The 16,183-nt window shown below is 67.6% G+C and carries 19 protein-coding genes; 10 read left to right on the top strand and 9 right to left on the bottom strand.

Annotated features, from left to right (window positions below; translation table 11 throughout):
- Positions 1-71 precede the first annotated feature (71 nt).
- Positions 72-563 carry a YajQ family cyclic di-GMP-binding protein gene (locus tag J6U32_RS08740; RefSeq protein ID WP_208794756.1) on the top strand — a complete coding sequence of 164 codons (492 nt, stop codon included), beginning with the start codon at positions 72-74 and terminating at the stop codon, positions 561-563.
- Positions 564-585: 22 nt separating this feature from the next.
- Here J6U32_RS08740 and htpX read toward each other — a convergent pair whose 3' ends face one another.
- Both htpX and J6U32_RS08730 read right to left on the bottom strand, forming a co-directional pair.
- Positions 586-1,437 carry a zinc metalloprotease HtpX gene (gene htpX / locus J6U32_RS08735; RefSeq protein ID WP_208794754.1) on the bottom strand — a complete coding sequence of 284 codons (852 nt, stop codon included), beginning with the start codon at positions 1,435-1,437 and terminating at the stop codon, positions 586-588.
- 133 nt (positions 1,438-1,570) lie between these two features.
- Complete coding sequence (locus J6U32_RS08730; RefSeq protein ID WP_244332723.1) at positions 1,571-2,587, bottom strand: polyprenyl synthetase family protein; 1,017 nt, start codon at positions 2,585-2,587, stop codon at positions 1,571-1,573.
- A gap of 178 nt (positions 2,588-2,765) precedes the next feature.
- Here J6U32_RS08730 and J6U32_RS08725 point away from each other — a divergent pair, with 178 nt between their 5' ends.
- The 4 genes from J6U32_RS08725 (at position 2,766) to J6U32_RS08710 (ending at position 6,272) form a co-directional block, all read left to right on the top strand.
- Positions 2,766-4,007 carry a geranylgeranyl reductase family protein gene (locus J6U32_RS08725; protein ID WP_208796020.1) on the top strand — a complete coding sequence of 414 codons (1,242 nt, stop codon included), beginning with the start codon at positions 2,766-2,768 and terminating at the stop codon, positions 4,005-4,007.
- Between the two features lie 205 nt (positions 4,008-4,212).
- Positions 4,213-5,148: an oxygenase MpaB family protein gene (locus J6U32_RS08720; protein ID WP_208794751.1), complete on the top strand. Its 936-nt coding sequence runs from the start codon at positions 4,213-4,215 to the stop codon at positions 5,146-5,148.
- A 100-nt stretch (positions 5,149-5,248) separates the two neighbouring features.
- Entirely contained in the window at positions 5,249-5,653 is a 405-nt protein-coding gene (locus J6U32_RS08715; RefSeq protein ID WP_208794750.1) for a hypothetical protein, read from the top strand.
- A 25-nt stretch (positions 5,654-5,678) separates the two neighbouring features.
- The gene (locus J6U32_RS08710) at positions 5,679-6,272 is read left to right on the top strand and encodes a DUF3558 family protein (RefSeq protein WP_208794749.1); all 594 of its coding nucleotides are present in this window, start codon (positions 5,679-5,681) and stop codon (positions 6,270-6,272) included.
- A 131-nt stretch (positions 6,273-6,403) separates the two neighbouring features.
- On the opposite strand, the gene J6U32_RS08705 is transcribed toward J6U32_RS08710, so the two are convergent.
- Complete coding sequence (locus J6U32_RS08705; RefSeq protein WP_208794748.1) at positions 6,404-7,099, bottom strand: demethylmenaquinone methyltransferase; 696 nt, start codon at positions 7,097-7,099, stop codon at positions 6,404-6,406.
- 202 nt (positions 7,100-7,301) lie between these two features.
- Between J6U32_RS08705 and J6U32_RS08700 the strand changes: the two genes are divergently transcribed.
- The 4 genes from J6U32_RS08700 (at position 7,302) to J6U32_RS08685 (ending at position 9,848) form a co-directional block, all read left to right on the top strand.
- Positions 7,302-8,315: a ferritin-like domain-containing protein gene (locus J6U32_RS08700; RefSeq protein ID WP_208794747.1), complete on the top strand. Its 1,014-nt coding sequence runs from the start codon at positions 7,302-7,304 to the stop codon at positions 8,313-8,315.
- A gap of 123 nt (positions 8,316-8,438) precedes the next feature.
- Complete coding sequence (locus J6U32_RS08695) at positions 8,439-8,609, top strand: hypothetical protein (RefSeq protein ID WP_208794746.1); 171 nt, start codon at positions 8,439-8,441, stop codon at positions 8,607-8,609.
- A complete protein-coding gene (locus tag J6U32_RS08690; protein WP_208794744.1) occupies positions 8,606-8,800 on the top strand; it encodes a hypothetical protein in 195 nt (64 codons plus the stop codon). The genes J6U32_RS08695 and J6U32_RS08690 overlap by 4 nt, the downstream gene beginning before the upstream one ends.
- Before the next feature lie 37 nt (positions 8,801-8,837).
- On the top strand, positions 8,838-9,848 hold the full coding sequence (locus J6U32_RS08685) for an iron-containing redox enzyme family protein (protein WP_208794742.1): 1,011 nt from the start codon (positions 8,838-8,840) through the stop codon (positions 9,846-9,848).
- 30 nt (positions 9,849-9,878) lie between these two features.
- On the opposite strand, the gene J6U32_RS08680 is transcribed toward J6U32_RS08685, so the two are convergent.
- The 6 genes from J6U32_RS08680 to J6U32_RS08655 all read right to left on the bottom strand — a co-directional run bounded on the left by J6U32_RS08680 (position 9,879) and on the right by J6U32_RS08655 (position 15,376).
- On the bottom strand, positions 9,879-10,067 hold the full coding sequence (locus J6U32_RS08680; RefSeq protein ID WP_020172155.1) for a CDGSH iron-sulfur domain-containing protein: 189 nt from the start codon (positions 10,065-10,067) through the stop codon (positions 9,879-9,881).
- The gene (locus J6U32_RS08675) at positions 10,064-10,762 is read right to left on the bottom strand and encodes a HemK2/MTQ2 family protein methyltransferase (protein WP_208794740.1); all 699 of its coding nucleotides are present in this window, start codon (positions 10,760-10,762) and stop codon (positions 10,064-10,066) included. Before J6U32_RS08675 ends, J6U32_RS08680 begins: the two co-directional genes overlap by 4 nt.
- A gap of 110 nt (positions 10,763-10,872) precedes the next feature.
- The gene (locus J6U32_RS08670) at positions 10,873-12,036 is read right to left on the bottom strand and encodes a glycosyltransferase family 4 protein (RefSeq protein WP_208794739.1); all 1,164 of its coding nucleotides are present in this window, start codon (positions 12,034-12,036) and stop codon (positions 10,873-10,875) included.
- A 93-nt stretch (positions 12,037-12,129) separates the two neighbouring features.
- On the bottom strand, positions 12,130-12,669 hold the full coding sequence (locus tag J6U32_RS08665; protein WP_208794737.1) for a DUF3592 domain-containing protein: 540 nt from the start codon (positions 12,667-12,669) through the stop codon (positions 12,130-12,132).
- Positions 12,670-12,690: 21 nt separating this feature from the next.
- Positions 12,691-14,376: a 2-succinyl-5-enolpyruvyl-6-hydroxy-3-cyclohexene-1-carboxylic-acid synthase gene (menD, locus tag J6U32_RS08660; protein ID WP_208794729.1), complete on the bottom strand. Its 1,686-nt coding sequence runs from the start codon at positions 14,374-14,376 to the stop codon at positions 12,691-12,693.
- 169 nt (positions 14,377-14,545) lie between these two features.
- Entirely contained in the window at positions 14,546-15,376 is an 831-nt protein-coding gene (locus J6U32_RS08655; protein WP_208794727.1) for a hypothetical protein, read from the bottom strand.
- 160 nt (positions 15,377-15,536) lie between these two features.
- Between J6U32_RS08655 and J6U32_RS08650 the strand changes: the two genes are divergently transcribed.
- Positions 15,537-16,160 (top strand): class I SAM-dependent methyltransferase, encoded by a 624-nt coding sequence (locus J6U32_RS08650; RefSeq protein WP_208794725.1) that lies wholly within the window; start codon positions 15,537-15,539, stop codon positions 16,158-16,160.
- Positions 16,161-16,183 lie beyond the last annotated feature (23 nt).

Raw genomic sequence — 16,183 nt, 5'->3', positions numbered from 1 at the left:
CGCCGACGGCGCTTGCCCTGGCGCCGAGAGCGCCCGTTTCACCCGCGAGCGCGCCCACTAGGCTGTACCCCATGGCTGATTCATCGTTCGACGTCGTGAGCAAGGTCGACCGCCAGGAGGTCGACAACGCCCTCAACCAGGCCGCCAAGGAACTGTCCCAGCGCTACGACTTCCGCGGCACCAACACCGGTATCGCGTGGTCCGGCGAGGAGGCGATCGTCATCACCTCCGACGCCGAGGAGCGTGCCGTCGCCGGCCTCGAGGTGTTCAAGGAGAAGCTGATCCGTCGCGACATCTCCCTCAAGGCATTCGACGCCGGGGAGCCCGCCGCGTCGGGCAAGCAGTTCAAGATCACCGGATCGCTCGTGCAGGGCATCGATTCCGAGCACGCGAAGAAGATCTCCAAGAAGATCCGAGACGAGGGGCCCAAGGGCGTCAAGGCTCAGATCCAGGGCGACGAGTTGCGCGTCTCCAGCAAGAAGCGCGACGACCTCCAGGCCGTCATCTCGCTGCTCAAGGGCGAGGACTTCGGCATCGCGCTGCAGTTCGTCAACTACCGGTAAGCGGGTGGGGTGACGGCGGCCCTCAGCTGATCCCGCGCCGCGCCATCTCCTGCAGCCGGGCGATGCGCTCCTCGGTCGGCGGGTGTGTGGAGAAGAGCTTCGCCATCCGGTCGGTCGCGCGGAACGGGTTCTCGATCATCGCGTGGCTCTGGGCGGCGATGTCGGGCTGCGGCGGCAGGGGCGCGGCCTGGATGCCGCTGGAGATCTTCGCCAGCGCCGACGCCAACGCCAGCGGGTCCCTGGTGAGTTCGGCGCCCGAGGCGTCGGCCTGATATTCGCGTGAACGTGACACGGCGAGCTTGATCAGCGTCGACGCGATCGGCGCCACGAACGCGACGACGAGCATCAACAGCGGGTTGGCGTTGTTGCGGTTACCGCCGAAGAACAGCGCGAAGTTCGCCAGGCCGCTGATGATGGCTGCCATGGCGCCGGCGATCGAACTGATCAGGATGTCGCGGTTGTACACGTGCGACAGTTCGTGGCCGAGGACCGCACGCAACTCCCGCTCGTCGAGCAGCCGCAGAATCCCGGCGGTGCAGCACACCGCGGCGTTCTTCGGATTGCGGCCGGTGGCAAACGCATTCGGCGACTCCGTCGGGCTGATGTAGAGCGCGGGCATCGGCTGATGCGCCGAAGTGGCCAGCTCGCGGACGATGCGATAGAGCACCGGCGCCTCGACCTCGGTCACCGGCTGCGCATGCATCGCCTTGAGTGACATCTTGGCGCTGTTGAAGTAGACGTAGGCGTTGACCGCCACGGCGAGGATGACCGACCCCCACAGGATGACGGGGCTGCGGAACATCGCGCCGATGCCGACGATGATCGCCGACATCACGCCGAGCAGGAGCGCGGTCTTCAATCCGTTGAAATGCATCAGGTCCTCGTTCGAGTCACGGCGTCGGTGTGCGCTCCGGCAGGCTGCCGGGCGGGGGACGCCCTGTAGTTTCTCAAACGATCCAGACCCCGTTTCGGTTTCCGGGCGGGGTGTGAGCCATCCGACCGCTCGACTATCCGGTTCGGTCGATGGTGTAGCTGACCAACGAGCTCAATGCCCCGTGCGCAGGCCCGGTCGGCAACTGGGCGAGTTCGGCGCGAGCCTGCTCGGCGAATTCGGCCAGCTTGTCCTTGGCCTGCACCATGCCGCCCGAGGCATTGAGCAGATCGAGCGCCTCGGCGACCTCGGCATCATCGGTCAGCGGCCGCGCCGATCCGTCGTCGGCGAGCAGCAGCGCACGCAGTCGATCCGACGACGCGTCGTCCTCGCGCAGCGCGTACAAGACCGGCAAGGTGTGCACACCCTCACGCAGGTCGGTACCCGGCGTCTTGCCGGAATCGCCTGTGACAGAACTGATGTCGATGATGTCGTCGGATACCTGGAAGGCGGTACCGACGATGTCGCCGATCCTGGAGAGTCGCTCGATGTCGTCGGCGGTCGCGCCAGAAGCCATCGCGCCGAATCGGCCCGCGGCGGCGATCAACGACCCGGTCTTCTCCCACACCACCTTCAGGTAGTGGTCGATCGGGTCGGCGCCCCGCGTGGCACCAACGGTCTCACGCATCTGCCCGGTGACGAGTTCGGCGAAGGTCTCGGCGATGATGCGCACGGCGTCGGGGCCCAGCGTCGAGACCAGCCGGGAGGCACGGGCGAACAGGAAGTCACCGGAGAGGATCGCGATGCTGTTGGTCCACCGGGCGTTGGCGCTCTGCGCACCACGGCGCATCGGCGCCTCGTCCATGACGTCGTCGTGATAGAGCGTCGCGAGGTGGATCATCTCGACGACGGTCGCCGACGTGATCACCTCGTCGGCGTCGGCGTTACGCCCGAACTGCGAGGCGAGGATCGCGAACATCGGCCGGAATCGCTTGCCGCCGGCGCGCGCGAGATGTGTCGCGGCCTCGGTCATGACGTCGTCGCCCGAAGCCAGCTCCGTGAGCAGCAGGTCCTCGACACGGGCCAGCGAGGACCGCACGGTCTCCGCGAACTCATCGGTCCCGAGGTCTACTCCGGTGAATGTCGACTTCACGTGTTTGCGCCGCTCCGTTTCGAGAAGGTCCGTTTCGAGAAGGTCAAGGCCATCGGCGTGACGCATCGGGCGCCACACCCCAGGGCACTACCTCTGTGCAGCCTAGCGTCTGGCACCGACGCTGCCCGAGCAGCATCGCCCGACGGTGCGCCGACATACTGGTCGGGTGAGCAGCCAAGTGCCCCCCGTCGAGGTCCCCGACGCCACCGACGTCCTGGTCGTCGGCGCCGGACCCGCAGGTTCGGCGGCCGCCGCCTACGCCGCAGCGGCCGGTCACCAGGTGGTTCTCGTCGACGCGGCGGTGTTCCCGCGCGACAAGACCTGCGGCGACGGGCTCACCCCACGCGCCGTCGCCGAACTCGATCGCCTCGGTCTGGGACATCTCCTCGACACGCGGCCGCGTCTGGACGGTCTGCAACTCAACGGCTGGGGCCGCAGCGTGTTCGTGCCGTGGCCGTCGGGCCGGTTCCCCGCCTACGGCAGCGCCGTCGCGCGCCTCGAACTCGACGACGCGATCCGCGAATTCGCCGTCTCGCGTGGCGCACGAATGGTGTCGGGCGCCAAGGCCGTCGACGTCGAGCGCGCCGGGGACCGCATCAGCGCAGTGGTCCTCGACACCGCCGATGGTCGGCGGACGATCCGCGTCGGGCAGGTCATCGTCGCCGACGGTGTGCGCTCGGGACTCGGCAAGATCCTCGGCCGACAGTGGCACCGCGACACCGCGTACGGCGTGGCCGCGCGCGCCTACGTCCCGTCCCCGCGTGCAGACGCCACCGTGATGGGATCGCACCTCGAACTCCGCGGACCCGACGGTGAACTGCTGCCCGGATACGGTTGGGTGTTCCCACTCGGCGAGGGGCTGCTCAACGTCGGCGTCGGCGCCCTGGCCACATCAAAACGACCGGCGCACATGGCACTTCGGCCGATCCTCGAGCATTACTCGCACATGGTCGCCGGCGAGTGGCAGATCACCGGCGAGCCGGTGCGCATCGCCTCGGCGCTGCTTCCGATGGGCGGTGCGGTCAGCAATGTCGCCGGCCGCAATTGGATGCTCATCGGCGACGCCGCGGCGTGCGTGAATCCCCTCAACGGGGAGGGCATCGACTACGCACTGGAGACCGCCCGGCTGGCGGTTGACCTTCTGCCCGGCGACGACCACACGCACGCCTGGCGCACTCTGCTCGTCGACCATTACGGGCTGGCCTTCTCCGCTGCCCGTCGGCTCGCCGGCCTGCTGACGATGCCGCAGACCGTCCCCGCCCTCGGCCGCCCCGGAATCCGGTCGGCCCGGCTGATGTCTCTGGTGGTCCGGGTGATGGGCAATCTCATCACCCCCGACGACGCCGATCTCGTCGCCCGCGCCTGGCGTGGCGTCGGCCATCTGTCGACCCGCATCGACGAGCGTCCGCCGTTCAGCTGAACGCTCCCGACAGCGCCCGCCCCGTCGCCGACAGCGCTCTCCTTGGTGTCGACGGCGCCCTCCATATCGCCGACGGCGCTCTTCCCCACGCCGACAGCGCCCTCTGAATCGCCGACAGCACTCCGCGCGCCGCTCGTCCACATTGGATTGAGACAAAACCGATGGTATGTTTCAAACATCTGATAACGGCCACCTCAGGAGCGTCATGCCGTCCGTTTCGTCCGTCGCCTCGTCGGTCTCGCATCGCATCAGTACCCGCCGCGCGGAGCGCTATCAGCTGCGCGACGACCTCGCCCGTGTCGACCCCGCGGCCGATCCAGAGCAGTTTGCCCGCAGCCTCGGCACTCTCGAATACCCGTGGGGCATCACGATGGCGCTGAGCTTCGCCCTCTTTCGCACCTACGCCGTACCGTCGATCGGCGAGTTGCTTTATGAGACCGGAGAATTCACCGAACGCACCCAGAAGCGTTACGACGACACCGTGCTGCTCCTCGACGCTCCCGTCGAACACGGCTTCGCTGACCCACGCGCCCGCGATGCGGTACGGCGGATCAACCAGATGCACGCGATGTACGACATCTCCAACGACGACATGCTCTACGTACTGGCCACGTTCGTGGTGTGTCCGGTCCGCTGGGTGGCCGACTACGAGTGGCGCCCGCTGGGACGCAACGAGATCGACGGTCTCACCGAGTACTACCGCAAACTCGGCAAACACATGGCGCTCAAAGACATCCCCAACACATACGAAGCCTTCGAGCGCTTCCTCGAAGACTACGAGCGAGAACATTTCGCCTACTCCCCCGGATCACGCAAGGTCGCCGACGCCACCCTGGATCTGCTCACCACCTTCATGCCGTTCCACCTTCTCCCGGCGTGGCTCGTCCGACGTCTGTCGTTCGCCCTCATGGACGACCGCTTGCTCGACGCCTTCGGCTACCCCAAGCCCACCGCCGTCGAACGTGTTGTTGCCCGCAACGGGCTCAAGGCTCGCGGTCTGGCCATCCGGTTCTTCGCAGGCCCCCGTACCGTCCCCCAGTTCGGGCGCGACATGCCGCAAATCCGCTGTTATCCGCGCGGCTATGAGGTCGACGAGCTGGGCACCTTCGCCCCTGGATGTCCCGTCCGCCACGCCGGCTGACCCTTCATCCACAACCTTGACGCCAACCCTCCCAAACCCGACGATCCTGGCTACAATCCTCTACACGCTGTAGATCTGGCCGGGGCCAGAAGGGGGAGGGATGACGGAGTATTTCGTACAACCGGGCACGCGTGTGCCACTCGGCAGTGACTCCACCTCCCCACCCGACATCTCGGTTCCCCGCGGGAACCCCGAACTCGGCGACGGTGGAGTCGTACAGGTCATCGACGCCGAATGGAAGCGGCGGGCTGGGGTGGCGCGCAATCTGGCGGCGGAGTTAGCGGAGGTCTCGTCAAGGCTCGGCATTGCGGGACAGAGGAACCATTATGGCACCGTTCCCGAGGGAATCGAGTTCAGCGCCCGCGCCATCGAGTTTATTTCGATGCTGTCATCCGCCATTACAGACTTCCATGAAGAACTCGATGCTTTAGCAAATAGATGCGAGAGCGCCCATGTTGAGCTGGAGACGATCGACGATAGCAATGGCCGTGAGTTCCGAGCATAGAATTTCCCACCTGGCACGCTATTGCATGGCTTCATTCACCACCTTGGCAGTTATCGGCTGCTCGACCCAAGTAACGGGCACAATTGAATCGACCAACATTGCGTCCGCGACCGCACCATCAACTATCCGACAAACCGACTCGTCAGGAAATCCCCTACCTTTCGCGACAAAATTTGAGGACCGATGGAGTGACTTGAATGATGGGTCACCATATGAGCCGTGCACCGCGCTAACCGGGCAAGAGCTGCTTTCAATGGGCCTCGCCCCAGATTCCGTCGATGATGTCGCGCTCGCGAACCATCAAACCGCAAGGGGCTGCCTGTGGCGATTCTCAAACTCCCCGACCTCGAACCTCAGCCAGGCCGTCGGAAACTACTCGTCGCTGGCACGCTACAAAGAAGAGTATGACAGCACGATTGAGTGGCAGCCGGATCTCACCATCGACGGACGAATGGTGGCAATCGGAATATGGCTCGGACAGAAGAGCTGCGTCACCAACGTACAGTCAGGAACCGCGATCGTAACGACATCGGTGGCCGTTGTCGGCGCTCCGCTATCCGAAAAGTGCGCCAAAGCCATCGCCTTCACCAAAGCTACGATCGACAAAATGCCACCCTGACCCAGCACCACAGCGGCCGGTCTCGAGGCTCGTCGCTATCGCTCCTCGGCACCTCGACCACCGATCTGGCGGGCCACGTCAAAACCGATGCGATGTCGCTCCTCGGAACCTCGGCCCACGTAGGTGTGAAGTCAGACGCGAATACCGGAGTGTATTGCCGCGATGCCGCCGGTGAGGTTCTGCCAGCGGACGTCGGTGAATCCGGCGTTGCGAATGAGGTCGCCGAGGCCGAACTGGTCGGGCCAGGCTCGAATCGATTCGGCGAGATACACGTACGCGGCTGGGTTGCTCGACACCTTGGTCGCCACCGCGGGCAGCGCTTTCATCAAGTACTCCATGTAGACGGTGCGAAATGGTCGCAGCGTCGGTGTGGAGAACTCGCAAATGACCAGGCGGCCACCGGGTTTGAGCACGCGATGCAGCTCGGCCAGGGTGGTCGGTACGTCGTGGACGTTGCGCAGACCGAACGAGATGGTCGCCGCGTCGAATGATCCATCGGCGAAGGGCAGGGCCATGGCGTCGGCGGCGACCTTCGGTACGTCTCGCTCGGTGCCGGCCTTGAGCATGCCGAGGGAGAAGTCGGCGGCCACGCACATCGCCCCCGACGTCGCCAGCTCGACGGTGGATACGGCGGTGCCGGCGGCCAGATCGAGCACCACGTCGTTGCGAGTGAGCGCGAGCGCTTTGCGGGTCGCCTTACGCCACCGCCGGTCCTGCGCAAACGACAGCACGGTGTTGGTGATGTCGTAGCGCTTGGCGACGCCGTCGAACATCGCCGCGACCTCGGCCGGGTCCTTGTCCAGACTCGCACGATCGGGGGTAGCCATGGCGATAACGCTACCTGCCCGCCAACGCCGCCCGACCAAGCGTCCGGCGGGCCCGGTGGCCCAACTCACATCTGCGCGAAACCGCAGGTGACACCCGGTCATCGCGGCACATTCACCGACCGTTCGCCACGACGGGGTTTCTTCCTCACCAACCGGGGAACACCGTGGACACGAGAGCTCGTCCCCAACATCTGGAGGGAACATGACCGTCTCCACCACCACCATCCACCAGCAACTGCGCGCGATCCTCGCGCTCACCCACACCGAGATCCAGATCGCCGAAACCCGGCAGGCACAGGCCCGCACCGAGGCGGTTCGTGCCGAACTGGCCGGCAATGCGCGCAAGGGCCGCGACCGCGCTGCAGCCATCGAGAAGGCGCTGCGCGAGCGCGACGGCTTCGCCGATGTCCTTCGGCCGGCGCTTGGCCGCGTGGCCGCGTCGGTCAAGACCCTCGCCGAGCAAGCCCAGCCACTCGATGAGGCACTCCTCGGCGACCTCGCACTCGAGCAGCAATTGCTCGGCCGCGCAACATATCTCAAGGCCCTGGCCACCGGTGCCGACGACACCGACCTCCTCGCTCTGGCCGAGCGCCTCATCGACGCCCACACCGAGACCGTCGACTGGATCAGCACGGTGCTGGCCGAAGAAGCCCTCGGCGGGCCGGCCGCACTGCGCCGCAGTCCCACCCAGTGGGCCAGCGGCCTCGCCGCCCGCGCGGTGACGCTGCCGGCAATCGCCGCATCGCGCGGCGCCGACCGTGTCGCACACGCACTGCGTCAGGTCCCCGACGCCGTCTCCGGTCTGCGCAGCCGCATCGGCAACACCGTCGACGACGCCACCGAAGCCGCAGAACAGGCCGGGCAGAGCCTCGTTGAGGCAGGAACGGCAACCCTGCGCACAGCGACCGCCGCCCGTGACGCCGCACTCGAGGCCATCGAGGACAACGCCCGGATCAACGGCGCCACCGGTGTCGCCGACACCGTGGCCTCGGTCCGCGAGGCCACCGGCACCGTCGACCCCGACGACCTGCCCATCCCCGACTACGCCGACCTGAACATCACCGACGCCGTCGCCGCCATCAAGGAGCTCGACGAGCCCGCCGACATCCGCGTGACGTTGCACTTCGAGGAAGCCCACAAGAACCGGCAGCGCGTCGTCAATGTCGCCGAGGCGCGCATCGCCGAGATCGCCAAGGATGTGGTCGGCGTCGAGTAACCCTCGCCGCCGGCACCACAGCGCCGTTCGCCCCACCACCCCGGGGGCGGACGGCGTCGTCTCTCCGCAGGGTTTCAGTGACGCCCCACGCGGGAACACGACCTCCGACGACAGGAGACAACCATGGCCGACCGAGACAAGAACTCCACCACCGACGACGACAAGCTGCATCCCGGACCCACCGACAACCACGGGTCCGGCGGCATGGCCACCCGCGAGGTGACGCCCGAACTCGTCGGTGACGACCACACCGACAGCACCCCCGACACGACCGACGACGGCGAGGACACATGACCGGAGACAACACCCCGCACACCGACGAGTCGCGTGCTGCCCGCGAGACCGTCGACGACCTCGAACGCAAGATCACCCACAACCCCGCCGAGGACGACGACACCGTCGTCGACCCGGAGTCGGCGACCGAACAGCCCGGCACCGGCGACCCCGACTCCCCCGCCGCCGGCGACGCCGAGCCCGCCGATTAGCGGTTTACCCAGCTCACCGAACGGGTACACCGGACCTATGCATACGCGCATTCCCACCGCGACCGTCAGCCGCGCGCTGCCCTCATCCCGAGGTCTGCTCTCGGAACGTCTCCTCACCGCGCTGCGTGACGGCACCGACGTCGCTCCCGACCTCGTCGCCGACGTCGACCCCTTTGGCGACGACCTCCAACTCGCCCTCTACGTCGCCTACGAGTTGCACTACGCGGGCTTCACCGACGTCGTCGGCGACCGCGAGTGGGATCCCGGCATCATCGCCCTGCGCACCGCACTCGAACGGCTCTTCCTCGACGCGGTGCGCGCCGGCCTCGATACCGCATCAACGACGGCCGAAGCGTTGATGGACGAGTTGAGCGTCGAGCCCGTCCACGGCGACGGCCTCTCGTTCCGGTTGCGCGACAACGGAACCTGGCAGCAGTACCGCGACCTGTTCGCTCTGCGGTCGCTGTATCACCTCAAAGAGGCCGATCCGCACGCCTGGGCCATCCCGCGCCTGCGGCGCACCGCCAAGGCGGCGTTCGTCGCGGTGGAATTCGACGAATTCGGTGGCGGCCGTGGCGAATCCGTTCATCAGGAGCTGTTCGCCGACCTCCTGGCGGCTGCCGACCTCGACCCCGCTTACCTGGCCTATCTCGACCGCGCTCCGGCGTGGGCGCTCGCCCCGGTGAATCTGATGTCCTGCTTCGGTTTACACCGATCGCTGCGCGGTGCGACCGTCGGACACCTGGCCGCCACCGAGATCACGTCGTCGCCGGGATCGTCCCGGCTGCTCAGCGGGCTCGAACGGCTCGACGCCCCCGAGCCGTGCCGGCTGTTCTATCGCGAACACGTCGAAGCCGACGCCGTCCATGAGCAGGTCCTGCGCCGCGACGTGGTGGGCTCACTTCTCGCCGAGGAGCCCGAACTCGAAGACGATGTGATCCTGGGCATCCGAGGATTCCTGTTCGTCGAGGACGCATTCGAGGCGGGGCTGACCGCCGCATGGGGGACCGGGCCGGTACTGGCCGGAGTCGCATCTGTGCCGGTCTGACCGGCCCGACGCACTCTCACCCAGAGCGCACTATTCCCGCCGACGACGCCGATGACTGGTGTCGCACAACGGATATGTGCGGCTGCGTCCACAGGCACACACCGCCACCATGAACCGATCCGAGCGCACGTGGGTGCCGTCGGGGAGTTCGATGTCGACGGGCCCGGGCACCATCACCGGTCCACCGCGTGTCACCCGGATGGGGGTCGCGTCACTCATGCCGCACCTTTCCTGGTCGCTCGTACCACGGCGAGTTCCTCTGTCCGCCGACCCTTTTCGAGCAGTCCGAGACCTTCGAGCCACTCGGCGCGCGCGGTCATCACGGGCCCGAACGGCACCCACCGCGCCGCCATCAGGTGCGCGTCGAGGCCGTTGGCGCGCAACGCATTCACCGTGGCGTCGACGTCGGCGAACTCCGACTGCACCGCCAACAGGGTCCCGCCGGGCTCGAGGAAATCAGATGCGTATGCGCACAACGGATCCAGGACGTCGCGCCCGGTCGGACCGGCGTCCCATGCATGTCGGGGGCCGGGACTGATCGCCACGCCGTCGTCGATGCCGGGAGCCGGCACGTACGGCGGATTACAGGTCACCACATCGAACCTGCCGCGGCCGACGAGGTCCTCAAACCGCCCGTGGTGCACCCGAACCGGACACGGGGCGTCGGCGCAGAGACGTCGCGCGTGATGCACCGCCAGGTCGGAGGCATCGACGGCGGTGACCGACGCAGCTCCCGCATGGGCCGCCGCCAGCGCCAACACGCCGCTGCCGGTGCACAGATCCAGTACCCGGCCACCGACGACCTGCGGAACCCGGCGCAGACAGTCGGCCAACAGCAGCGAATCCTCTTGTGGCTGATACACACCACCGGCGTACGACGGTTCGGGACTGATCTGCTCGAAGCTGAGGGTCATGTGCGCCTTCCGGGGCCGATGAGCGGGCGAAACACGTGCTCACGCAGCATTCCCCGATCATGCCCAGGTCAAACCACCGTCCCGGCCCCGGCCGGCAGCAGCCGATCGACTCACCCGGCGAGCCGTTGCCTCCCCAACGCGATCCGCGCGTCGCCTCCACGCTCGGCAATGACCTCGCCATAGTGGCCCAGTAATTCCTCACACAGCGCCGGCCAGGTCCGCGCGCGCACCGCGGCCAACCCGGCCCGGCCCATCGCCGCTCGTCGCGCGGGCTCCCGCAGCGCGGCGACGGTGTCGGCGATGCGATCGGTGTAGGTCGCCGGATCGAGGAGGAATCCCGTCGACAGCGGGGTCACCAGGTCCCGTGGTCCACCCGCATCCGGGCCGATCACCGGAACCCCGCTGGCCATCGCCTCCTGGATCGCCTGGCAGAAGGTCTCGTGCTCGCCGGGATGGGCGAACACGTCGAGGCTGGCATAGGCGCGCGCCAGCTCTTCGCCGCGGAGTTCGCCGGTGAACACCGCATTCGGGCAGAGTCGTTGCAGGCGTGCACGTTCCGGGCCGTCACCGACGATCACCAACCGCACCGACGGGTCGCCGTCCAGTGGGGCGAGTCGCTCGACATGCTTCTCCGGCGCCAGCCGGCCCACGAATCCGACGATCAACCGGTCCGCACCCCAACGCGCGCGCAGGTCGTCGTCGCGTCTGGCGGGCGAGAACTGGGCGGTGTCGACGCCGCGCGCCCATCGATGCAGTCGCGGAATCCCGCGGGCGGCAAGTGCTTCCATCGTCGCCGTGGACGGCGCGAGGGTGCGGTCGCAGGCCAGGTGCACCATCCGGGTGTATCGCCACGCCGCGCGACCGGCCACCTGGAGCCGATACGCCTCGGCGAATCCGGCGACGTCGGTCTGGAACACGGCCACCGTCGGCACCCGTAACCGCTTGGCCGCCAACGCACCAGCCCCGCCGACCACGAAGGGCGAGGCGAGGTGCACCACGTCGGGGCGCACGTCGCGCAGGGCGCGATACATGCTGGGCATCGGCACCCCGACGGGCAGCGACGTGACGCCGGGGAATCGCATCGAGGGCACCGTGTGCACGGGGGTGTGCCGCCCCACCAGCCGGGGTGCCCGCAGACCGTCCCGCTCGGAATCCGGTGCGATCACCACGGCATCATGCCCGGCGTCCTCGAGATGCTCGACGACTCGTAGAACCGAGTTGACCACCCCGTTGACCTGCGGAAGAAAACTCTCGGCGACGATAGCCACGCGCATGGCGCCAATGGTCGTTGTCTTCGATGACCTCGGCGACGACCGCATGTGACCTACGCGCGAACTCCGCGCGAACCTCTGGTCGCCGCAGCGTCCTCACGCATCGACGGTTGCCCGGTCGTCGGCGGGACGCGGTGACGGGTCGTCGTCGGGGTGATCGCCGCCGTCACCGTCGTCGGGGCCGGAGTCGTCCTCGTCGGCGCGACGCGCGGCCCGGCGCAGCAAGCGGCGATTGGCCTCGGCAATCAGCACCATCACGGCGAGAACGATCAGCCACGTCAGCGCGGCCACCGACAACGCCGGGATGATCGCCAGCGTCGCCCCTCGCCCGGCTGGCTTAGCCAGGTCGGGGTTGCTCTGGTCGTATTCGACGCTGATGCGTTGTCCAGTACCGAGTTCGGTCGGATACAGCAGCCCAAGCCGCGGGCTGTAGATCTGCCCGTCCGGCGTCTGGAAGTAGGCTACGGCGTGCAGGCGGTCGGCCGAGACGATGTCGGCCATCACGGTGCCCTTGTCGCGGTTGATCGCCGCGTCGTTGCGGAAGGCCGCCACGACCATCGCGCCGGCCATCACGGTGACGATCAGCCCGATCACCAGCAGCGTCTTCTGCACGCGCCGCAGGATGACCGGATTCATGCACCTCAGAATACGTGCCCGCTACCGCAGTCGGCCCACGATCCCCGCGTGCACCGATCGCAGGCGCTCGCGGTCGGTGATCACCTCGACGACCTCCACCCCGTCGGTGCCGGGCTCGGCCAGCACCGCGGCCAGGTCGGCCAGCTCGACGCGGCGGTGCGGCAGATGGAATCCCGCACACAGCGAGGCCAGGTCGGTGCGATGCGGCGTGCCGAACACCCGCTCGTAGGCGCCGGCATACGGGCCGGAGTTGAATCGCGGATCGCCCTGCTCGAGCAGCCCGAAGATCCCGCCGCCGTCGTCATTGGCAACGACGATCCGCAGTTGCCGCGGCCGTGGCTCCGACGGTCCGAGGATCAATCCGGTGGCGTCGTGAATGAAGGTGAGGTCCCCCATCAAGGCGACGGTCCGCGAACCCGGATGGTCGACGTCGTGGGCCAGTGCCGCGCCGATCGCGGTCGAATTCGTCCCGTCGATACCGGCCACGCCACGGTTGGAGAGCACCCGCACGCCCGGCGAGACGCGCCCGGCCAGCGCGACGTCGCGGATCGGGTTGCTCGCGCCGACGACCAGTTGCTCGCCGGGCACCATGGCCGCGCTGACCGTCCGCGCGACGTGCAGGCCGGTCGCCGGGCCGCCCGCATCGAGTTCGGCATCGACCGCACCGAGGACGCGTTGATGAACCTCGGCACACCTCTTGAGCCAGTCCTCGGCCGCCTCGCCGGTCGCCTCCACCCGGGTGCCGGTCGCGAACACATTGCCCGACACGTCCGGCCACCGCGGTCCGGTGGTCACCGCGTAGACGCGGACCTCGGGGTCGGCAAGCAGCCGCGCCACCCCGCGGTGCAGGGTGGGCCGACCGCAGATGATGGCCTGTTTCGGGGCGAGCGCATCGAGTGCCAGCGGATGCAGCGGGGTCGCCGCATGCGGTGCGGTCGGCTCGGCCACCGTCGGGATCCCGTCCAGTTCCGGATAGCGACCGGCCCCATGACCTGCGACGACGACGGTGTCGACGGACAGGTCGATGGGCAGTGGGATGTCGAGTTTGCCGACCGGGGCCTGCGTCCACGGCAGCCCACCTGGGCGTCCGGCGAAGACCCCGAGGTCGGACTCGGGGCCGGTCTGCGGACCGGGGACGAGCGGCTCGCGCAACGGGATGTCGAACTGCACCGGTCCGGCGTTGCCGGTCCGCGCACCCCGCGCCGCCGCCAGCACGCGACCGACCGCCGAGCGCCACTGACTGTTGGTGTCGACGTCGGCCTCGGCCAGGCCCAGACTGATCGCCGCACGCACCTGCGTACCGAAGATCCCGAACTGTTCGACGGTCTGATTGGCCCCCGACCCGAGCAACTCGTACGGCCGATTCGCGCTGACCACCACCAGCGGCACCCGGGCATAGTTGGCCTCGAAGACCGCCGGGCTCATGTTGGCCACGGCGGTACCGCTGGTCATCACGATCGGCACCGGCCGCCCCGACGACGCCGCCAACCCCAGGGCCAGGAATCCCGCCGACCGCTCGTCGATCCGGACGTGCAGCCGCAGCGCACCCGCGGCGTCGGCGGCATGGAGCGCGAATGCCAGTGGCGCATTGCGTGATCCCGGGCACAGCACCGCGTCACGGACGCCGCCGCGGACGAACTCGTCGACGATGACCCGCGCCTGCAGGGTGGACGGGTTCGGCGGCGCGGATTCCGGGGAACAACTCATGGTTTCCACACTACGATGCCGCTTTTCCGCACCGATCTCCACCGATGGATGCGCCGTGGCACCCCGGCTCGCCTGTTTTCAGTCATTCCGGGAGTAGAGATTCGACAAAAGCCCAGGTCGGAGGATGCGGTGTACTCGGCGAATGACTGAAAACAGGCGAACGGCACCATCATTCGTCGTCGGGAGGCGGCAACCGGTGCCGATCGTCGTCGAGGGTGCGGGTGATGTCGGCCAGTGTGTCGTCCCAGCCGTAGAGAACGTCGTCGTAAGTCAGGCGCATCGTCGAGTAGCCCCTGGCCAGCGATTTGCGGTCGCGGCGACGATCCTTGCGGTAGTTCTCCAGGCTGGTGTGATGAAGCTTGCTGTCGCACTCGATCAGGAGTCGGCCCACTCGCAGGTCGAACCAGCCCAACCCGATGAGATTCGGTTGGACCACGACGTCGTCGCCCCGTCGTCGTAATCGGGTCCGCACCATGGTCTCCGTGCCCGACTGGGATCGGGGATCGCACTCGGTCAGGAGCATCTCGATGGTGGCGTTGGGTCGCGGCAACATCGCCAGCAGCAACTCCACATCGAGACCCTGACTGTTCAACACCGAATCGGCGACGACGATCCAGTCATCGGGACTCATGCACCCGACTGCACTGCACAGGGCCAGCGGAACCGGGTCGAGGATCGAGTGCACCGGCAGCGGCGGACCCGGCGGTCGACAACAGGCACCGCCTCGCCTCATCGCATCCTTGCCCGTCCGGATGTGCACCGCCTCGTAGCCCGGCGGAACCCAGATCCCGTGTTTGTCCAGCGCGGTCGGACCCGACAACGCGCCGTAACCCCGTGCGGCCAGCAGTGCGTCGGAGTCGGCGCCAGGTGTCGAGTACCAGCCTCGACGTTCGACGAAGAGTTCTCCTCGGCGCACCATCCGCCGCAGGTCGTTGTCGGTCAGCCCGCCCGCGATCAGCTCCGTGCGGCTCTTCACACCCAGCTCGATGATCCTGTCCACGGGAATTGGACGCAGCGGGACCCGTTCTGGCTCCCTATCGCCTGTTTTCAGTCATTTCCAAAGTAGAGATTCACCAAAAGCCCAGGTCAGCGCACCTTGTGTATCCGGCAGATGACTGAAAACAGGCGAGCACCCGGGCCGGCGGACCTATCCTCGGCTCATGGGCTCCGGTTTCTACGACCGCCACCTCCTTCCGCGACTGATCAACCTGACCTGCGGGTCGTCGCTGATGGTCCCGCTGCGCAGACGCGTCTGCGCACCGCTGACCGGCCACATCGTCGAGGTCGGGTTCGGCTCGGGCCACAACATCGAGGCGTATCCGCACACGGTGACCCGGGTCAGCGCCATCGAACCCGCCGACGACGGCTGGCTCCTCGGTGCCAACCGCATCGCGGCGTCGACGGTCCCGATCGATCGCGCAGGGCTCGACGGACAGTCACTGCCCTTCCCCGACAACACCTTCGACGGCGCCTTGTCGACGTTCACGATGTGCACCATCGCCGACCTGCCCGCCGCCCTCGCTGAATTGCGCCGGGTCCTCAAACCTGCTGCCTCCCTGCGATTCCTGGAACACGGTGACGCGCCCGACGCCCGGGTCCAGCGGTGGCAGCGCCGCCTCGAGCCCGTCCAGCGTCGGGTCGCCGGTGGCTGTCACCTCACCCGCGACATCCCCGCCGCCCTCACCGACGCCGGATTCGAGATCACCGACCTCGACCGCTTCTACCAACGCGGCACCCCCAAGACCTTCGGCGCGATGAGCCTGGGAGGCGCCCGCGCCCGCTGACCCGGGCCCGCCTACGCTGGGGC

The sequence above is a fragment of the Gordonia polyisoprenivorans genome, from assembly GCF_017654315.1.
Taxonomy (GTDB): domain Bacteria; phylum Actinomycetota; class Actinomycetes; order Mycobacteriales; family Mycobacteriaceae; genus Gordonia; species Gordonia polyisoprenivorans_A.
Note: the sequence above shows the minus strand (reverse complement) of the source record. Positions and strands in the feature narration are given on the sequence as shown.

Excerpts from the sequence above, each read along its gene's own strand:
- J6U32_RS08740 (WP_208794756.1), top strand. The coding sequence starts at position 72 with ATGGCTGATTCATCGTTCGACGTCGTGAGCAAGGTCGACCGCCAGGAG.
- htpX (WP_208794754.1), bottom strand. The coding sequence starts at position 1,437 with ATGCATTTCAACGGATTGAAGACCGCGCTCCTGCTCGGCGTGATGTCG.
- J6U32_RS08720 (WP_208794751.1), top strand. The coding sequence starts at position 4,213 with ATGCCGTCCGTTTCGTCCGTCGCCTCGTCGGTCTCGCATCGCATCAGT.
- J6U32_RS08715 (WP_208794750.1), top strand. The coding sequence starts at position 5,249 with ATGACGGAGTATTTCGTACAACCGGGCACGCGTGTGCCACTCGGCAGT.
- J6U32_RS08710 (WP_208794749.1), top strand. The coding sequence starts at position 5,679 with ATGGCTTCATTCACCACCTTGGCAGTTATCGGCTGCTCGACCCAAGTA.
- J6U32_RS08705 (WP_208794748.1), bottom strand. The coding sequence starts at position 7,099 with ATGGCTACCCCCGATCGTGCGAGTCTGGACAAGGACCCGGCCGAGGTC.
- J6U32_RS08700 (WP_208794747.1), top strand. The coding sequence starts at position 7,302 with ATGACCGTCTCCACCACCACCATCCACCAGCAACTGCGCGCGATCCTC.
- J6U32_RS08695 (WP_208794746.1), top strand. The coding sequence starts at position 8,439 with ATGGCCGACCGAGACAAGAACTCCACCACCGACGACGACAAGCTGCAT.
- J6U32_RS08690 (WP_208794744.1), top strand. The coding sequence starts at position 8,606 with ATGACCGGAGACAACACCCCGCACACCGACGAGTCGCGTGCTGCCCGC.
- J6U32_RS08685 (WP_208794742.1), top strand. The coding sequence starts at position 8,838 with ATGCATACGCGCATTCCCACCGCGACCGTCAGCCGCGCGCTGCCCTCA.
- J6U32_RS08680 (WP_020172155.1), bottom strand. The coding sequence starts at position 10,067 with ATGAGTGACGCGACCCCCATCCGGGTGACACGCGGTGGACCGGTGATG.
- J6U32_RS08675 (WP_208794740.1), bottom strand. The coding sequence starts at position 10,762 with ATGACCCTCAGCTTCGAGCAGATCAGTCCCGAACCGTCGTACGCCGGT.
- J6U32_RS08670 (WP_208794739.1), bottom strand. The coding sequence starts at position 12,036 with ATGCGCGTGGCTATCGTCGCCGAGAGTTTTCTTCCGCAGGTCAACGGG.
- J6U32_RS08665 (WP_208794737.1), bottom strand. The coding sequence starts at position 12,669 with ATGAATCCGGTCATCCTGCGGCGCGTGCAGAAGACGCTGCTGGTGATC.
- menD (WP_208794729.1), bottom strand. The coding sequence starts at position 14,376 with ATGAGTTGTTCCCCGGAATCCGCGCCGCCGAACCCGTCCACCCTGCAG.
- J6U32_RS08650 (WP_208794725.1), top strand. The coding sequence starts at position 15,537 with ATGGGCTCCGGTTTCTACGACCGCCACCTCCTTCCGCGACTGATCAAC.